Consider the following 16,201-nt stretch of genomic DNA (forward strand, 5'->3'; position numbering starts at 1 on the left):
ACTATCCGGAGGTTGCGTTTCATGATCGTTCCCGTGTGGCTGTGGTTCGCCACGGTCGGTGGCCTGCTCGCTCTGATCGCCCTCGACCTGGTGATCGTCGATCGCAAGCCGCACGCGGTGACCACCGGCGAGGCCGCGCGGTGGGTGATCTTCTACATTGCCTGCGCGGTGCTGTTCGGCGCCGGCGTCTGGTTCTTCGCCGGGCACGACCCGGGGGTCGAGTTCTTCACCGGGTACATCACCGAGTACTCGCTGAGCGTGGACAACTTGTTCATCTTCATGATCATCATGGCCTCGTTCAAGGTGCCGGCCATCCACCAGCACCGGGTGCTGCTGGTCGGCATCCTGCTCGCCCTGGCCATGCGCAGCGTGTTCATCGCCGTGGGCGCCGCGCTGATCAACCAGTTCGTCTGGGTGTTCTTCCTCTTCGGCGGGGTGCTGATCTGGACCGCGATCAGCATGTTGCGCAGCAAGGGCGAGGAGGAGCAGTACCAGGAGAACGCGCTCACCCGCTGGGTGCGGAAGCTGTTCCCGGTCACCGACGACTACCACGGCCACAAGTACCTGGTGCACCACCAGGGCCGGCGGATGATCACCCCGATGCTGCTGGTGATCGTCGCGATCGGCTCGGCCGACCTGCTCTTCGCGGTGGACTCCATCCCGGCCATCTTCGGCATCACCCAGGACGCCTTCCTGGTGTTCACCGCCAACGCGTTCGCGCTGATGGGCCTGCGGCAGCTGTACTTCCTGCTCGGCGGGCTGGTGAACAAGCTGGTCTACCTCAGCTACGGGCTCGCGGTGATCCTCGCCTTCATCGGCGCCAAGCTGGTGCTGCACGCCCTGCACGAGTATCACGCCGCACCGGACTGGCTGGACATCGACAACTGGGTGTCCCTCGGCGTGATCGTGGTCGTGCTGACCGTGACCACGGTGACGAGCCTGGCCAAGGCGCGGCGCGACGAGCGGGCCGGAGTCGAGGCGAATTAGGTCGTTCGCTTTGCTAAAGGTCTCGGGTACGGTCTTCGGCATGCGTCCTGCCGACATCGAAGACCTCGTCGTCCCCGGCCCGCCCGCCGTGCGCGGTGACCTGCTGCTGGCTGCGGTGAGCAGGCCCGATCTGGACGCCGATCGGAGCCACAGCACGCTGCGGCGGGTCTCGCTCGCCGGGGGCGGCGACGTGCCCTGGACCTACGGCCCGCGCGATTCGTCCCCGGTCATCTCGCCGGACGGCCGCTGGGTCGCTTTTCTGCGCGCGGCCGAGGAGGGCGGTCCGCAGCTGTACGTGATGCCCGCCGAGGGTGGCGAGGCGCGGAAGCTCACCACGTTCGCGCTCGGTGCGGAAGAGCCGGCGTGGGCACCGGATTCGCAGCGGCTCGCCTGCACCGCGCGGGTGCCCGAAGCCGGCCGGTACGGCACCGAGGACGCAGACGGCCGCACGCCGGAGTCGCTTGCCGAAGCACCCCGCCGGATCACGCGGTTCGACTACCGCTTCGACGACCTCGGCTTCCTGCGGGACCGGCCGAAGCGTCTGTTCGTACTCGACGTGTTCGGCGAAGGCGAGCCCGAGCCGCTGTCCCCGGCGGACTACGACGTGAAAAGCCCGGTATGGGCGCCGGACGGCGAACGCGTCGTGGTGGTCGTGCCGCAGGAGTACGACCGGGTCGAGACGCTGTCGAACGACCTTGTGGCGTTCCCTGCCGGTGGTGGGGAACCGGAGCTCCTGGCGTCGTGCCCAGGGAGCGCGGATCATCCGGTATTCGGTCCCGACGGCACGCTGTACTTCACCGGTACGTCCCACACGGACGGAGTGGTGGTGGCGGCCAACTGTGGGCTGTACGCGGTCGTCGCGGGCGCTGAGCCGCGGCGGCTCACCGACGTGGAGACAGCCGACGTCGAAAGTGCCGCCGGGACTGCTGTTCCTCTCGGAGACGAGATCTTGGTGGCAGTACGCAACCGTGGCGCGGTGGAGCTGCGCGCGGTGCCTGCTTCGGCGACGGACGCGAAGCTGGACAGCCTGCGCGTACTGCACGGCGGGCAGGTTGCGGTGCACGGTTTCGCGGCCGACGGTGACACGGTGGTCGTGGTAGCCGCGACGGTGGAGACGCCGGGCGAGGTCGTAGTGCTCGGCGCCGATGGTCCGCGGGTGCTCACGGACTACGCGAAGACGTTGCGGGACAAGGGAATCCGCCGCGTCGAAGAGCTGAACACCACGGCTCCGGACGGCTACCCGGTGCACGGCTGGCTCGTTCTCCCCGAAGGCGACGGGCCACATCCGGTGCTGCGCGTGGTCCACGGCGGTCCGTTCGCCCAGCAGGAGTGGGCGTTCTTCGACGAAGCGCAGGTCTACGCGTCAGCCGGCTACGCTGTTGTGGTCGGCAACCCCCGTGGCTCGGCGGGCTACGGGCAGGCGCACGGCCGTGCGATCGTGCAAGACCTCGGCACCGTCGATGTCGACGACGTGCTCGCGCTGCTCGACAAGGCGCTCGAACGACCCGACATCGACTCTTCCCGCGTCGGCATCATGGGCGGCTCGTACGGCGGGTTCATGACCGGCTGGATCGCCGCGAAGCACCCCGAACGGTTCCGCGCCGCATGGAGCGAGCGGGCCGTCAACGCGTGGGACTCCTTCGCGGGCAGCTCGGACATCGGCTACTTCTTCGCGGCGGGCTACGTCGGCTCCGACCCGGAGGAGCTGCGCAAGCGCAGCCCGCTCACCTATGCCGCGGACGTGCGGATCCCGTTCGCCGTCGTGCATTCCGAACACGACTGGCGCTGCCCGCTGGAGCAGGCGCAGCGGCAGTTCGTCGCTCTGCGGCAGGCGGGCGTCGACACGGAGTTCCTGCTCTTCCCCGGCGAGAGTCACGAACTGACCCGCTCGGGTCGCCCGCGCCACCGGGTCCAGCGGTTCGCGGCCGTGCTGGACTGGTGGTCGCGGCGGCTCAGCTGAGCAGCGTGTAGTTCAGCTCCTCGCACACCCGGCCGAGCGGTACGTCGAGCCCCGGATGGTCCAGCGGCAGCAGGACGTCCGGGGCGATCGGCAGCGCCGCGCCGGCCGGCGGGTCCCACAGGCACAGCGAGGGGCCGCCGGAGTCCATCGAGGAGCGGTACCAGAGCCCGTCCAGCTCGGGCATCGCGGTGCGGATCGCGCGCGCCCAGGCCTGGGTGAGTTTTTTCGGGCCGCTGGAGATCTCCTGCGAGGCGCCGACCCGGGTCGGCCACAGGCCGCTCAGGTCGAGCAGCCGCAGCGTCCGGGTCGGGCGCACCACGACCAGCCGCGGCCCGCGGGTCGTGCGGTCCACGGTGGAGGTGGTCTGGAAGACCTCGGCGATGCTGGTGCGCACGGTCAGCGCGAAGTACAGCACGCCGTTGGCCGGGTCGGTGACCGGACGGCCGCCTCGTCCGGGCGGCTGCTGGTCGAACCGCCCGTGCGGGAGCGGGCCGGTGTAGCGGAACGAATTCCACTGTTGCGGGTGGTTGCCGTGTGCGGTGAAGATGCGGACCAGTCTGGTCTCGGGCTGGACGGCCACCACGTCGTGGGCGCGATCCAGTTCCTTGACCAGTACGGACCGCGCCGGGGGCTGGGGGAGCCGGGCCATGCGTCGGGGGTCGTCCGTCCTGTGTCGGTGATCTTGCCGGCTCAGCCTAGAACGGCGAGCCGAGCATGGCGACCAGGCGCGCGACCTGGCCGGGCTCGCCGCCCGCGAGCAGCCACTGCCGCGGGGTCGCCGGCCGGTCGCTGATCACCAGGTCGGCCTGGGGTGTGTTCATGAACGCGGCCACCACGAGCGCGGGCTGGTCCGCGGGCACCGAGCGCAGCACGACCTCCAGGCCGGGCAGCACCCCGGAGCCGCTGAACTGCCAGGCGGGCAGCCGCCACCCCTGGTCCTTCCAGCCGGTCAGCCTGCCCTCGTTGAGCCGGTGCCGGATCCGGCTGTCGTCGACGTTGAGCAGCTCGGCGGCCTGCCCGACCGACAGTGCGGAATCGGCCAGCACCGCGTGCACGGCGACGGTGCGCGCGCGGAAGTCGGGCTCGTCCTCGCCCCGCGGGCTCAGATCGAGCCCGGCCTCGGTCAGCGCGGCCACCTGGTCGGGGGAGAAGTAGTGCGCGGGATCGGGGTTCGGCGGCGACAACCGCCGCGCCGCGTCCTCGACAAGCGTGAGGAAGGCGTTCGCATCGGCCTTGAGGCCGGCTCTGGCGAGGACGTTCTCCAGCGCGACTGACATGCGCTCAGCCTAGCGCGTGTGTGCGGGTTCGTGCGGTTTCTCACCGAACTGTGCGGCAATTCACCAAAGATCGACACGCATCGCACATAAAACAACACGATGAGTAGGCGATTTCCGGCCAGTCTGCCCTCGGCGAACGGCCTTGTCCAGGCTTTCGTGTCCTTGACACTGTCTGGTGGCGCCCTTACGTTCGATGTGGTAATCGATTTCCCCGCCTGGGCGCATGAGGGCTTCCGGCGACAGCCGGACCTGAGTCCTGGGGGGACAGGGGGTGGGACGTGCCTGGGGGCCGGCCGGGGTGCCGGCCCCCAGGCACGTCGTCCGGACGGCGGTGGGACTGTCCGGAGGTGAGTGGCGGCGTGGGGTGTGGCGGGGGGCGGTTCGGCGGGGGGCGGTTGGGGTGAGGTGAGGCGGTTGGACGGGTGGCGGTTGGGGTGAGGTGAGGCGGTTGGGTCAGGCTGGTGACCTTGGGGTGAAGCCGGTGTCGCGGTCCGTATCGCCGGGTTCGGCGAGGCCGGGTGTGGTTCGAGCCGGGTGCAGGGTTCCGGCAAAGTCGGTCGACGACCCGTGATCAGCAGAGTGCCGTGGCTGCCGCGTCATCATCGGCGGTACCTGCGCTCTCCGTCGATTGCGCCCGGCAGCGGGCGATGCGGAGGTGTTCGAGATGCGCGATCACCTCGTGGTGTGCGCCGGACCTGTCTCGGGGTCTGTGAAGGGGCCCTTCACGGACTCTGAGTCTGTGAAGGGCCCCTTCACGGACCTCCGCGGTCTGCGCAGGGCCCCTCACACCGACTTTGCCGACACCCTGGAGCCGGGTGCGTCAGGAATCGGCATCGCCTGCGGTGCGACGGAAGCCGGGTCCGGCAGAGGTAGCGCACGGCTCCTCGCGGCAGGCTTACCGGGTCTCCGTATCGCGGGCCGGCATGGCCGATGGCGGCGGCCGCGTCCGGTTCGAGTCGGCCGTGCCGCGCCCAGCAGGGCGCGGCACCGGCGAGTCCGGCACCGGCGAGTCCGGCACCGGCGAGTCCGGCACCGGCGAGTCCGGCACCGGCGAGTCCGGCACCGGCGAGTCCGGCACCGGCGAGTCCGGCACCGGCGAGTCCGGCACCGGCGAGTCCGGCACCGGCGAGTCCGGCACCGGCGAGTCCGGCACCGGCGAGTCCGGCACCGGCGAGTCCGGCACGGCGAGTCCGGCACGGCGCGTCCGGCACCGGCGCGTCCGATCCGGCGCGGCAATGATGCGTGCACGACCCGGCCGCCTGCGCGCTGGGCCACCTCGACCGTCGTCCCGGCCATGAGCCCACCCAGCGCAACCATGCCGCCCAACGAGCGACCTCCGGAGAGCCGCCCGCAGGGAGCTCCGGCGTGCGATCCCTCACCAGCGGCCGCACCGGTCCTCAGCGGTGGGAACTCTCCCGGACGATCAGCCGGGCGTCCATGGTCGTGGTGACGACGGGGCGGGTGTGGTCGGCGATGCGGGCGAGCAGCAGCTGCGCGGCGGCCCGGCCGAGTTCGTAGGCGGGCTGGGCCACGACGGTCAGCGGCGGGTCGATCAGCGTGGCCCATGGGGCGTCGTCGAAGGAGACCAGGCCGACGTCGCGGCCCGGGCGCAGAGCGCGGGTGGCCAGTGCCTCCAGGACGCCGATGGCCATCGTGCTGTTCGCGATGAGCAGGGCGTCCGGCGGAGTGGCAAGGTCCAGCAGTTCGCTCGCGGCCAGCCGGGCGCCTTCGGCCCGGTACGACGCGCGCCGGTAGAGCGCGTTCTCCTCGCCCACCGCGTCCAGGTAGCCGGCGAGCCGGTCGTCCGCGGTGCGCACGCCCGCGGGGCCGCTGAGGCAGCCGATCCGGTGGTAGCCGCCGGCCATCAGGTGCCGGGCCGCGTCCCGGGCCGCGAGACGGGTGTTGACCAGCACCTGGTCACCGTCGGTGCCCGCGAGTGGCCGGTCCACCGCCACCACCGGCGTGCCCAGCCGGCGCAGCAGGGCCACGTCCGTGGCCGGGCCGGTGGGGGACAGCACCACGCCGGCGACCCGTTCCTGCAGGGCGACGTCGAGGTACCGGCGCTCCTTGTCCACGTTCTCGTCCGCATTGCACAGCACCACCGAATACCCGGAGGTCTGCGCCAGATCCTCCACTCCGCGGGCGAGCGCGGTGAAGAACGGATTCTCCACGTCCGAGATGATCAGCGCGAGCACCGCGGTCTCCTGACGGCGCAGGTTCCGGGCCAGCCCGTTGGGCTGGTAGCCGAGCTCCTCGGCGGCGGCGACCACCCGGGCGGCCAGCTCCGGGTCCACAGTGGACTTCCCGTTCAGCGTGCGGGAGACCGTCGCCGTGGACACTCCCGCACGGGCGGCGACATCGCTGATGGTGGCCACCGTGCCCTCCTCGTCCTGTCGTGCTTGACACCCCGGTGACCGAAAGAATAGCGTCCTCGGTAATCGTTTACCTTCCGCTCACCGGAGGCGCCGCGTGCAACCGGGCCCGCTGCTCGGCATCGACATCGGCACGGCCAGCGCCAAGGGCGTCCTGGTGGGCGTGGACGGCACTGTACTGGCGCGCGCGAGCCGCCCGCACCCGACCTCCCGTCCCCGCCCCGGCTGGTTCGAGCACGACGCCGAGACGGTCTGGTGGGCCGGGTTCACCACGCTGGTGCGCGAGCTGCTGACGGCCGCCGGGGACCGCCGGCCGGCCGGGCTCGCGGTGAGCGGGATCGGCCCGGTGCTGCTGCCCGCGGACGAGGACGGCCGGCCGCTGCGCCCGGCGATCCTCTACGGCGTGGACACCCGGGCGGGTGCGGAAATCGCCGAGCTGACCGCGGAGCTGGGCGAGCAGTCCATTGTGGAGCGTTGCGGCAGTGCGCTGTCGAGTCAGGCGGCCGGCCCGAAGTGGCGGTGGCTGCACCGGCACGAGCCGGCCGTGGCCGCGCGTGCCCGCCGGTTCCTGATGGCGAGTTCCTACCTGGTGCAGCGGCTCACCGGCGAGTACGTGCTGGACCACCATTCGGCCAGCCAGTGCGATCCGATGTACGACCTGCGCGCCGGTGACTGGGCGGCGGACTGGGCCGCGCTGGTCGCGCCGGGGGTCACGTTGCCCCGGCTGGCCTGGCCGAGCGAGGTGGCCGGCTCGGTCACGGCGGAGGCCGCCGTGCAGACCGGCCTGCCCGTGGGGCTGCCGGTCACCTGCGGCACGGTGGACGCCTGGGCCGAGGCCGCCAGCGCCGGCGTGCGCGAGCCGGGCGACACGATGCTCATGTACGGCAGCACCATGTTCCTCATCCGGCAGACCGCGGGGCCGCGCCCGGTGCCCGGGCTGTGGGCGACCCGCGGGGTGTTCCCCGGCAGTCATTCCCTGGCCGCCGGGATGGCCACGTCGGGCGCGATCACGGACTGGCTGCGGGAGCTGTTCGGCGGTGACTTCGCCCAGCTGGTCGCTGAGGCGGGCAAGGTGCCGGCCGGCAGCCGGGGCCTGCTGATGCTGCCCTACTTCGCAGGCGAGCGGACACCCGTGCCGGATCCCGCGGCGCGGGGTGTGCTCGCCGGGCTGACCATCGGGCACGGCCGCGCCGAGCTGTACCGCGCGGCGCTGGAGGGGACCGCGTACGGCGTCCGGCACAACCTCGCGGCCATGGGTGGCCCGGCCGGGCGGCTGGTCGCGGTCGGCGGCGGCACCCAGGGCCGGGTGTGGACCGGGATCGTGAGCGACGTGACCCGCACCGACCAGCAGGTGCCTACCGAAACCATCGGCGCGGCGTTCGGTGACGCGCTGCTGGCGGCCTTCGCGATCGGCTTGGACCCGGACATCGAAGCGTGGAACCCGGTCGCTGAGGTGGTGCGTCCGGATCCGGCTCGCGCGGACACCTACGACGAGTTTTACACGCGTTACCGCGCGCTCTATCCGGCCACGGTGGATATCGCGCATTTCCTTGCCGCGCAACAGGAATTGGCGGCGGATCGGGAGAGGTAGGCGGGGCGGCAGTCTGGGCACGGCAGCGGCGGGTGCGGTGGCCGGGGCCAGTGCGATTGCCCTGCTGGAGCCGGGGTACCCGCAGGTAGCCGTAGCCGATCGTGAGGGTGGATTGGCCGCGAATCAGGTGACGTAGGTGCGTGGTGGCAGTTCCGTGAGCGTCCGGCGTTCCCGCGAGAGTGTGGTCGGTTGGCGTACGCGGTGGCATAGCGAGTGTGGCGATGTCTGGGGCGGTGTGATCGCCTGGAGGGGCCGGAGAACCGCCGAGAGGTGGCTGCCCGCGCCGCGGCGCAACTGCCGTCGTTATCCTGCTCGCGAGGACGCCTACAACGAGTCCTCTGCCCGCTGCCGCGCTTTGCCCGGCCACCCAGGTCTCGCGCATTTCCTTGCAGTGCAACGGGAATTGCCGCCGAATAAGGAGAAGTAGGCGCGCGGCGGCAGCCCGGTGAGCGCCCGGCATTCCCGCGAGAAGTGCGGCTGGTCGGCGTATCCCGCGGCGACGGCGAGCGTGGCGAGATCCGCGACGCTCGGGGCCAGCGCTATCGCCCGCTGGAGCCGGAGCACCCGCAGGTACGTGGCCGGGCCGTAGCCGACCGCGAGGGTGAATCTGCGGCGCAGCTGCCGTTCCCCGAGACCGGGCGGCGGCGCACCGACCCGCGACGGTGCCCGGGCCAGCCGGGCCAGCAGTTCGTCGACGGCGGGGTCGTCGGTCGCTGTGGCAGCGACGCAAACCGCGTCGGACAGCTCCCGCCCGTCGAGGATTTCCTCGGCGCGCGAGGCGTTCCACAGCCGTGCCAACGGCACCCGCTGATCGCGCAGCTCGTCCGCCGCGACGCCGAGTACCGCGGCCGCGGCACCCGGGCGGAGCCGCAGCCCGCGCAGCTGCGTGCCAGGTGTGAACGAGGACGTCCACGCCGCGGTGTCCGGCCCGGCCACGAACGCCTCGCCCCCGCCGACGACCAGATCGACGCAGCCGTCGGGCACGATCCGCTTCGGCCCGTGTTCCACCGAACGCCACCGGCAGCGCACCGTGCCACGCGGCGCGTCCGGCGGCCGGAGTTCCTCATACACAGCGATGATTCTGCCTGCCGGGTACGACAGAATGCGGCCATGACTCCGATCGACGCCCTCGCCTGGGTGCACGTCCGCGACCGGCGGCTGCTGTCCGTGCGGACCACCGGAAAGACGAAGTTCTACCTGCCCGGCGGCAAGCGCGAGCCCGGTGAGGGGGACGTGGAGGGGCTCTGCCGCGAGATCCGGGAGGAACTCGGTGTGCGGCTGGACCCGTACAGCTTCCGGTTCTTCGCGCTGCTCGACGAGGAGGCGGACGGGTTCGCCGACGGCCGCCGCGTCCGGATGACCTGCTACACCGCCGGGCACCGAGGGCAACCGGAGCCGTCCGCCGAGATCGCGGAGGCGGCCTGGCTGGACTCCTCGGATGCCGCCGCGTGCCCGCCCGCGGGGCAGCGGGTCCTGCGGATGCTGGCCGAGGCGGGTCTGGTGGACTGAGCACGGACCCCGGCCCGGCGAGCATCGTGCGCGGACCACCGGACCTGAGCTACCCATTAGGGTGAATTACCGCCTGATTTGGCGAGCTGGCTAACGCCGAGTGACGGTCCGGCGAGATACCGGATGTCCTGCTCAGTCGTACTCACCGAGTGCGCTCGAGGAAGCGAAGCCTCGCCATGGGTGTTCTTCGCACGGCCCGGCCCACGGCGGTCCGGGGGAGGTCTTGGCCGTTCGGCGGCCTCGCCGTCGTGCTCGCCGCTGCGGTGGCCGCTGCGGCCGTGGCCTGGTACACGATCCCGCCGACCGGCCGGGCCGCACCCGCGATTTCCGGGGTGGCGGCCCAGCCAGAACCCGGCGCCACCGCGTACACCGGCCACCAGGACGATCGGACCACCCCGGACGGCCGGAACGCGAAGCAGGCGGTCTCGCAGAGTGCTCTGGTCGTCGTGTACGAGCTGACCGGCGCGGGCGGCGCGCGCAATCTCACGTACGTCGGCGAAGGCGGCAGTCTCCGGCAGCAGGATGAGGTCGCCACGCCGTGGGCGGTGTCCGTGCAGCGCGCCGCCGCCGCGGACGCGCCGTCGTTCTCCAGCCTGGTCGCGCAGAACGTCGGCGACGGGGAGCTGGGTTGCCGCATCCGGGTGAACGGTGCGGTTGTGGCACAGCAGTCCGTGACCGGCGTGGGGGCTCGGCTCAGCTGCGTGTCCTGACGGCGGGTGGGGCAGGATCCCGTTCGTGAACGCAGCGATCGGGTTCGGGCCCGTCCTGATAGCGGTGCTGGTCGTGCTCGCACTCGCCGGGTCCGTGGTGGTCCGGTACGGCGAACTCGGGCAGGGCCGCGCGGTGCTTGTGGCCGCCGTGCGGGCGGTCGCGCAGCTGGCGCTGGTCTCCCTGGTGATCACCGTGATCCTGCGTTCGGACTGGCTGACCGCGCTGTTCGTGCTCGTCATGTTCTCGATCGCGACCGGTACCTCCGCGGCGCGGATCGGGGTGCCGCGCCAGGCGGGCTGGATCGCGCTCGCCCTGGCCGCGGGCGTGCTCCCGGTGCTGGGGCTGGTCCTCGGCTCGGGGGTGGTGCCGCTGCGGCCGATCGCGCTCGTGCCGGTCGCCGGGATCGTCATCGGCGGCACGATGACCGCCACCTCGCAGGCCGCCCGCCGGGCCCTCGACGAGCTGAAGACCCGGTACGGCGAGTACGAGGCGGCGTTGGCGCTGGGTTTCCTGCCCCGGCACGCGGCGCTGGAGATCTGCCGTCCCTCGGCCGGCCAGGCGCTGATCCCGGCGCTCGACCAGACCCGCACGGTCGGGCTGGTCACGCTGCCCGGCGCGTACGTCGGGGTGCTGCTCGGCGGGGCGAGCCCGCTGCAGGCCGGGACCACGCAGGTGCTGGTGCTGCTCGGCCTGCTGGCCGCCGAATCGATCGCCGTGCTGGTGACCGTGCAGCTCGTCGCGGACGGCCGGATCCACCGGGCCGGCGAGGTTCGGGCGTTCTGAACCCGGCTGCTCCGGCCGCGCCCCCGCGTTGGCTCCAAACCTTGCCGGGGCCGGGCGGCTCAGCCCAGCGGCGCGGCGAGGTGAGCGGTGTCGTTGAACCGGCGCACCAGCCAGTTTTCCCCGTGCAGCACCAGATGGGACACCGAGCCGTTGTCCGCGCCGAGGAAGGCGAACCGGTCGAGCGCCCGGGTGGCCTGGGCGAAGGCCTCGCCGATCACGCCGCCGTGGGTGAACACCGCGACCCGCCGGTCCGGGTTGGCCGCGGCGATGCGGGTCAGCGCGGCCCGGATCCGGCAGCCGAACGCCTCGTCCGATTCCGCGCCGGGGACCACGTCCCAGCGCTGCTCGGTCCACAGTCGTCGCACGATCGGGTGCCCTTCGGCGGTGTGCTTGCGGAAGAGCCCGTTCTTCTCCCAGTGGCCGAGGTAGATCTCCCGCAGGTCCGGCTCGACGGCGGGGGTGATGCCCAGCTTCTCTGCCAGCGGCGCGGCGGTCTGCACGGTACGCCGCAACGTGGTCACGTACAGCGCGTCGAGCCGTTCACCGGCCAGCCGCCGTGCTACGCGTGCGGCGTGTTCGCGACCCTCGGGGGCGAGATCGGGATCGGCCTGCCCGTCGAGCAGCTCGAACGGCGCACTCGCCTTCGCGGGCATCGATTCCCCGTGGCGCACCAGGAAGATCTCCGTCGAGCCGGGCGGCGGTGTGAAGCGGTGCTGGCGGTATTCGATCTCCTGCTCCGGGGTGGTCATGCCTCCGACCCTAGCCACGCGCCGCGATTCAGCCCAGCTGCTTGTCCACGAAACACCACCGCCAGGACTCGCCCGGTTCGAAGCTGCGCATCACCGGGTGCCGGGACTCGTGGAAGTGCCGCGAGGCGTGCCTGGCCGGCGACGAATCGCAGCAGGCGACGTTGCCGCATTTCAGGCAGATCCGCAGGTGCACCCAGGTGGTGCCCTCCGCGAGGCATGCTTCGCAGCTGTCCGGCGAGCTGGGCGTCTTGCCGGGCCATTCGTGCGCGAGGTGCTTGCACGAACCGGCGGTCGCCGCGGGAGTGCTGAGTTCCCGGCCTTCCTGCGGGGGTTCTTCGTCGTCGCGGTCGAGCATCGACTCCTCGATATCGAGGCGGGCCAGAATGCGGCGCAGCACGGTGTCGTCGGCGGTGCCCTGGTCGCGGGCTTCCAGGAACCGTTCGCGTTCGGCCTCCAGCAGCTGCACGCGCAGCCGACGGTACGCGTCGCTCGGCGTCTCCGCCAAGGCGCTCTGCCTGCCGAGCTGCTCCCACGCGGAGTCCGAACGGGACTGCAGCCGTTCGCGCAGCCGCTGGATCACTTCGGGCGGGTCTTCAGGCCGTTGCAGCTCGTCCAGCCTGCGCAGCGCGACGCGCGTCATGTCGTGCAGCACGGCCGCTTCCTGCAGCGCGTCCTCCGCCGGATCGGGCCGGGGCAGCCGCAGCCGCCGGATCAGCGGGGGCAACGTCATGCCCTGCACCACGAGTGTCCCCGCCACCACGACGAAGGCGGCCAGCACGAGGACGGCGCGCTGTGGGGTGTCCGCGGGCAGCACGAACGCGGCGGCGAGGGTGACCACGCCACGCATCCCGGCCCACGAGATCACCGCCGAGTACCGCCACGGCCAGATCTTGCCGCGGCTGACGCCCAGCCGGTGCAGCAGCCGCGTCACCGTGCCGATCCCGATCATCCACAGCACCCGCGTGAGGATGGTCGCGCCGAGGACCGCCGCGCAGATGCCGATCAGCGCCCACAGCGACAGCCCGCTCTTGCCGACCTCGGTGAGGATCCGCCGCAACTGCAGGCCGATCAGCAGGAAGACCATGTTCTCCAGCAGGAACTGCACGGTCTGCCAGTTGAGCCTGGTGGCCAGCCGGGACGGGCCGGACTGGATCTGCGGGGCCTTGTGCCCCTGGATGAGCCCGGCGACGACCACGGCCAGCACGCCGGACCCGTGCGCCAGTTCGGCGAGCAGGTACGCGGCGAACGGCACCGCGAAGGACAGCGCGGTGTCCGTGATCGGTTCTTCCAGCCGGGCACGCAGGAACGCCACCGCGATGCCGACGACGAAGCCGATCACCAGCCCGCCGACCGCCGCGAGCACGAAATCGAGGCCGACCTGCCACAGGCTGACCGCTCCGGCGATCGCCGCGATCGCGGTGCGCAGCGCGACCAGCGCGGCCGCGTCGTTGAACAGGCTCTCGCCCTCCAGCAGCCGGACGAGCTTGCGCGGCATGCCGACCCGCCGCGCGACCACGCTCGCGGCCACCGCGTCCGGCGGGGCGACCACCGCGCCCAGCGCGATCCCGGCGGCGAGCGGCAGGCCGGGCACCACCGCCCAGGCGACCAGGCCGACGCCGAAGGCGGTGAATACCACCAGCCCGACCGACAGCAGCGCGATCGCCCCGCGCAGGCGGCGGAACGCGACCAGTGAGGTCTGGATCGACGCCGAGTACAGCAACGGGGGCAGCAGTCCGATCAGGACTACCTCGGGATCGAGGTCGTACTCCGGTACCCCCGGCACGAACGAGGCCGCGACTCCCACCGCGACCAGGCACAACGGTGCCGACCAGTCCCATCGACGCGCCCCGACCGTGACGATCAGGACCGTGAGGACCAAGCCGACCAATTCCGCCGCTACGTGCACGGGACAATCATCACCCGGGGAACCCGGATCGCGCGCGTGGGCCGCACTACGCTGGCGTCGTGACGACTGTGGACACGCTGGCCGGGGCCGTGAGGGGTGCGGCGCAGGACGGCGTACGAGTGTTCCTCGGCGTGCCGTTCGCGGAGCCGCCCGTGGGGGAGTTGCGGTTTCGCGCACCGGTGTCGGTCTCACCGTGGGCGGGGGTACGCGACGCGACTGGCTTCGCCGAGAAGGCTCCGCAGCCCGCTCTCACCGGTAAGGGGTTCGTCGGTGACGAGGACTGTCTGTACGTGAACGTCTACGCCCCTGAGGAGCCCGGGCCGCACCCTGTGTTCGTGTGGATCCACGGCGGCGGTGGGGTGCTGGGGTCACCGCATCAGTTCGACGGCTCCGCGTACGCGCGCCGTGGGGTGGTCGTGGTGACGGTCGCGTATCGCCTCGGCGTACTCGGGCTGCTTCGCCTGCCTGGGGTGTCCGAGGGGAACTTATCGCTGCAGGATCAGGTACTCGCGCTGGAATGGGTACGGGACAACGTGGCAGCGTTCGGCGGTGACCCGGGCCGTGTCACGCTCGCCGGGCAGTCGAACGGTGGGCGCATCGTGGGCACGTTGCTCGCGGTCCCCGCGGCGCGTGGGCTGTTTCAACAAGCCATCGTGCAGAGCGGGACCGGCGTCGGATCCGTGGTACACACTGCGGCCGAAGCCGAGACGGTGGGCAAGTCCGTGCTGGAAGACCTCGCTGTGCCCGCCGAAGCGCTCATGACGATGCCTGCGACGCAAATCCTTGCCGCGCAGCAACGCGTCACAGCCGCGCTCGACACGCTTGTGCCGTACCGGGTCGTGGTCGGCAGCGAACAGTTGCCGCGCAACCCGGGCGATGCGATCGCAGACGGCGCGGCACGCGATGTACGGCTGCTCATCGGAACCACCGCCGACGAACAGGACCTGTTCTCCTGGCTGCAGAGCGGTGGCGCGAAGCTGCTCGGCACCGGCTCGACGATGCTGGACTCCGGCGCCATCGAGCGCGCCATCGTCGCGTACCGAGAGCTGTTCCCGGACTGGCCCGAAGACCAGCTGGCGAACCGCGTACGTACGGCGGGCGACTGGTGGCTGCCCGCGATCCGCTGCGCCGAAGCCCAGCACGCGGCGGGCGGCGCGACCTGGATGTACCGGCTGGACTGGCGGATCGCCCCACGCGGCCGTGGGCTGGGCGCGGCGCACGGAGTGGACCTGCTGTTCATGTTCGACGACATCGGCAACCCGAATTGGCGCTTCATGCTCGCCGCCACCCGCCCCGATCCCGCGCGGCTCCAGGCGATGGCGAGCGAGATGTTCGGCGCGTGGCACCGCTTCGTCGTCACAGGCGAACCGGGATGGCCGCAGTACTCGCCGCAGGATCGGGTGACCCGGCTGTTCGACGACGTGAGCCGTACGGCGTCGGACCCGGACGCCGCCGAGCGTCGGGTGTGGGATCAGAGCGCAGCGACGTAGTACCAGCGGCCTGCTTCGCGGACGAAGCGGCTGTTCTCGTGCAGCACGTCGTCCTGTCCACGGTGGCGGTAGTACGCGCGGAACTCGACGGTGCCCTCGTTGGCGAGCAGCGAGCCGCCGGTGTGTCCCAGTACCTCCAGCCGGAGCCACTCCTGTCCCGGATCGAGCCGCAGCCGTCGCGGCCGGGTGTCCGGATGCCAGGTGTCCAAGAGGTAGTCCCGGTCGCCGACAGCGAACGCGCTGTAGCGCGAGCGCATCAGGCGCTCGGCCGTCGGCGCGTGCTGTTCGCCGCGGTGAAACGGGCCGCAGCACGCGTCGTACGTCTCGGGTAGACCGCAGGGACAGCTAGCCACGGGCGCGCTTCACCCCGGCTTCGGCTGCTTCCTTCGCACCCTTCACCGCGAGACGGTCCGCGCGCTCGTTCTCCGGCAGCCCCGCGTGTCCCTTTACCCAAAGCCACTCGACCTCGTGCCGCTCGCCCGCCGTGTCCAGACGCTGCCATAGGTCGGCGTTCTTGACCGGCTGCTTTGCCTGCGTCTGCCAGCCGTTCTTCTTCCAACGCGGCATCCACTGCGTGACTCCGTTGCGGACGTACGTGCTGTCGGTGTAGATCTTCACCACCGACGCCCGGGTTAGGCTCTCCAGCGCACGGATCGGCGCCATCAACTCCATCCGGTTGTTGGTCGTGACGGTGTCCTCGCCGCCGTACAGCTCGCGTTCGTGCCGCCCGTACCGCAGCAGGGCGCCCCACCCGCCGGGGCCGGGATTGCCACTGCATGCGCCGTCGGTGTAGATCTCCACCACCTGGTCCGTCTCCGCCACGTCGGCGACCCTACCGTTCTCGTATCCTGGAACCGGGAATGCCG

The 16,201-nt window shown here is 71.5% G+C and carries 16 protein-coding genes; 8 read left to right on the plus strand and 8 right to left on the minus strand.

Going from position 1 to position 16,201, the window contains the following annotated elements:
- Positions 1–21: 21 nt before the first annotated feature.
- Together ATK36_RS29520 and ATK36_RS29525 are read left to right on the plus strand one after the other, a co-directional pair.
- Complete coding sequence (locus tag ATK36_RS29520; RefSeq protein ID WP_098514439.1) at positions 22–987, plus strand: TerC family protein; 966 nt, start codon at positions 22–24, stop codon at positions 985–987.
- A gap of 40 nt (positions 988–1,027) precedes the next feature.
- Positions 1,028–2,947 carry a S9 family peptidase gene (locus ATK36_RS29525; protein ID WP_098514440.1) on the plus strand — a complete coding sequence of 640 codons (1,920 nt, stop codon included), beginning with the start codon at positions 1,028–1,030 and terminating at the stop codon, positions 2,945–2,947.
- Here the strand turns inward: ATK36_RS29525 and ATK36_RS29530 are convergent.
- Positions 2,940–3,596 (minus strand): RES family NAD+ phosphorylase, encoded by a 657-nt coding sequence (locus ATK36_RS29530; protein WP_098514441.1) that lies wholly within the window; start codon positions 3,594–3,596, stop codon positions 2,940–2,942. The two genes, ATK36_RS29525 and ATK36_RS29530, sit on opposite strands and share 8 nt — an antisense overlap.
- Positions 3,597–3,642: 46 nt before the next feature.
- Positions 3,643–4,224: a DNA-binding protein gene (locus ATK36_RS29535; protein WP_098514442.1), complete on the minus strand. Its 582-nt coding sequence runs from the start codon at positions 4,222–4,224 to the stop codon at positions 3,643–3,645.
- A 923-nt stretch (positions 4,225–5,147) separates the two neighbouring features.
- On the opposite strand from ATK36_RS29535, the gene ATK36_RS32595 reads away from it, so the two are divergent.
- Positions 5,148–5,522: a hypothetical protein gene (locus ATK36_RS32595; protein ID WP_170069963.1), complete on the plus strand. Its 375-nt coding sequence runs from the start codon at positions 5,148–5,150 to the stop codon at positions 5,520–5,522.
- Between the two features lie 99 nt (positions 5,523–5,621).
- Here the strand turns inward: ATK36_RS32595 and ATK36_RS29545 are convergent, their stop codons facing one another.
- A complete protein-coding gene (locus ATK36_RS29545) occupies positions 5,622–6,599 on the minus strand; it encodes a LacI family DNA-binding transcriptional regulator (RefSeq protein WP_098514443.1) in 978 nt (325 codons plus the stop codon).
- A gap of 94 nt (positions 6,600–6,693) precedes the next feature.
- Between ATK36_RS29545 and ATK36_RS29550 the strand changes: the two genes are divergently transcribed.
- Positions 6,694–8,187: an FGGY-family carbohydrate kinase gene (locus tag ATK36_RS29550; RefSeq protein WP_098514444.1), complete on the plus strand. Its 1,494-nt coding sequence runs from the start codon at positions 6,694–6,696 to the stop codon at positions 8,185–8,187.
- Between the two features lie 324 nt (positions 8,188–8,511).
- Here ATK36_RS29550 and ATK36_RS29555 read toward each other — a convergent pair whose 3' ends face one another.
- Complete coding sequence (locus ATK36_RS29555) at positions 8,512–9,258, minus strand: helix-turn-helix domain-containing protein (RefSeq protein ID WP_098514445.1); 747 nt, start codon at positions 9,256–9,258, stop codon at positions 8,512–8,514.
- Between the two features lie 39 nt (positions 9,259–9,297).
- Here ATK36_RS29555 and ATK36_RS29560 point away from each other — a divergent pair, with 39 nt between their 5' ends.
- From ATK36_RS29560 to ATK36_RS29570, 3 genes are all read left to right on the plus strand, one after another.
- On the plus strand, positions 9,298–9,696 hold the full coding sequence (locus tag ATK36_RS29560) for an NUDIX hydrolase (protein WP_098514446.1): 399 nt from the start codon (positions 9,298–9,300) through the stop codon (positions 9,694–9,696).
- Positions 9,697–9,872: 176 nt separating this feature from the next.
- Positions 9,873–10,406 carry an MmpS family transport accessory protein gene (locus ATK36_RS29565; protein ID WP_211291984.1) on the plus strand — a complete coding sequence of 178 codons (534 nt, stop codon included), beginning with the start codon at positions 9,873–9,875 and terminating at the stop codon, positions 10,404–10,406.
- 25 nt (positions 10,407–10,431) lie between these two features.
- On the plus strand, positions 10,432–11,190 hold the full coding sequence (locus tag ATK36_RS29570; protein ID WP_098514448.1) for an ABC transporter permease: 759 nt from the start codon (positions 10,432–10,434) through the stop codon (positions 11,188–11,190).
- Positions 11,191–11,249: 59 nt separating this feature from the next.
- Here the strand turns inward: ATK36_RS29570 and ATK36_RS29575 are convergent, their stop codons facing one another.
- On the minus strand, positions 11,250–11,939 hold the full coding sequence (locus ATK36_RS29575; RefSeq protein ID WP_098514449.1) for a histidine phosphatase family protein: 690 nt from the start codon (positions 11,937–11,939) through the stop codon (positions 11,250–11,252).
- Positions 11,940–11,967: 28 nt separating this feature from the next.
- Complete coding sequence (locus ATK36_RS29580; protein ID WP_098514450.1) at positions 11,968–13,845, minus strand: Na+/H+ antiporter; 1,878 nt, start codon at positions 13,843–13,845, stop codon at positions 11,968–11,970.
- A 59-nt stretch (positions 13,846–13,904) separates the two neighbouring features.
- Here ATK36_RS29580 and ATK36_RS29585 point away from each other — a divergent pair, with 59 nt between their 5' ends.
- Complete coding sequence (locus ATK36_RS29585) at positions 13,905–15,335, plus strand: carboxylesterase/lipase family protein (protein WP_098514451.1); 1,431 nt, start codon at positions 13,905–13,907, stop codon at positions 15,333–15,335.
- Here the strand turns inward: ATK36_RS29585 and ATK36_RS29590 are convergent.
- Together ATK36_RS29590 and rnhA are read right to left on the minus strand one after the other, a co-directional pair.
- Complete coding sequence (locus ATK36_RS29590) at positions 15,317–15,688, minus strand: YchJ family protein (RefSeq protein ID WP_098514452.1); 372 nt, start codon at positions 15,686–15,688, stop codon at positions 15,317–15,319. The two genes, ATK36_RS29585 and ATK36_RS29590, sit on opposite strands and share 19 nt — an antisense overlap.
- Positions 15,681–16,157: a ribonuclease HI gene (gene rnhA / locus ATK36_RS29595; RefSeq protein WP_098514453.1), complete on the minus strand. Its 477-nt coding sequence runs from the start codon at positions 16,155–16,157 to the stop codon at positions 15,681–15,683. The genes ATK36_RS29590 and rnhA overlap by 8 nt, the downstream gene beginning before the upstream one ends.
- Between the last annotated feature and the right edge of the window lie 44 nt (positions 16,158–16,201).

The organism is Amycolatopsis sulphurea, from assembly GCF_002564045.1.
Taxonomy (GTDB): Bacteria; Actinomycetota; Actinomycetes; order Mycobacteriales; family Pseudonocardiaceae; genus Amycolatopsis; species Amycolatopsis sulphurea.

Coding starts and splice junctions, on each gene's coding strand:
- ATK36_RS29520 (WP_098514439.1), top strand. CDS start 22: ATGATCGTTCCCGTGTGGCTGTGGTTCGCCACGGTCGGTGGCCTGCTC.
- ATK36_RS29525 (WP_098514440.1), top strand. CDS start 1,028: ATGCGTCCTGCCGACATCGAAGACCTCGTCGTCCCCGGCCCGCCCGCC.
- ATK36_RS29530 (WP_098514441.1), bottom strand. CDS start 3,596: ATGGCCCGGCTCCCCCAGCCCCCGGCGCGGTCCGTACTGGTCAAGGAA.
- ATK36_RS29535 (WP_098514442.1), bottom strand. CDS start 4,224: ATGTCAGTCGCGCTGGAGAACGTCCTCGCCAGAGCCGGCCTCAAGGCC.
- ATK36_RS32595 (WP_170069963.1), top strand. CDS start 5,148: ATGGCCGATGGCGGCGGCCGCGTCCGGTTCGAGTCGGCCGTGCCGCGC.
- ATK36_RS29560 (WP_098514446.1), top strand. CDS start 9,298: ATGACTCCGATCGACGCCCTCGCCTGGGTGCACGTCCGCGACCGGCGG.
- ATK36_RS29565 (WP_211291984.1), top strand. CDS start 9,873: ATGGGTGTTCTTCGCACGGCCCGGCCCACGGCGGTCCGGGGGAGGTCT.
- ATK36_RS29575 (WP_098514449.1), bottom strand. CDS start 11,939: ATGACCACCCCGGAGCAGGAGATCGAATACCGCCAGCACCGCTTCACA.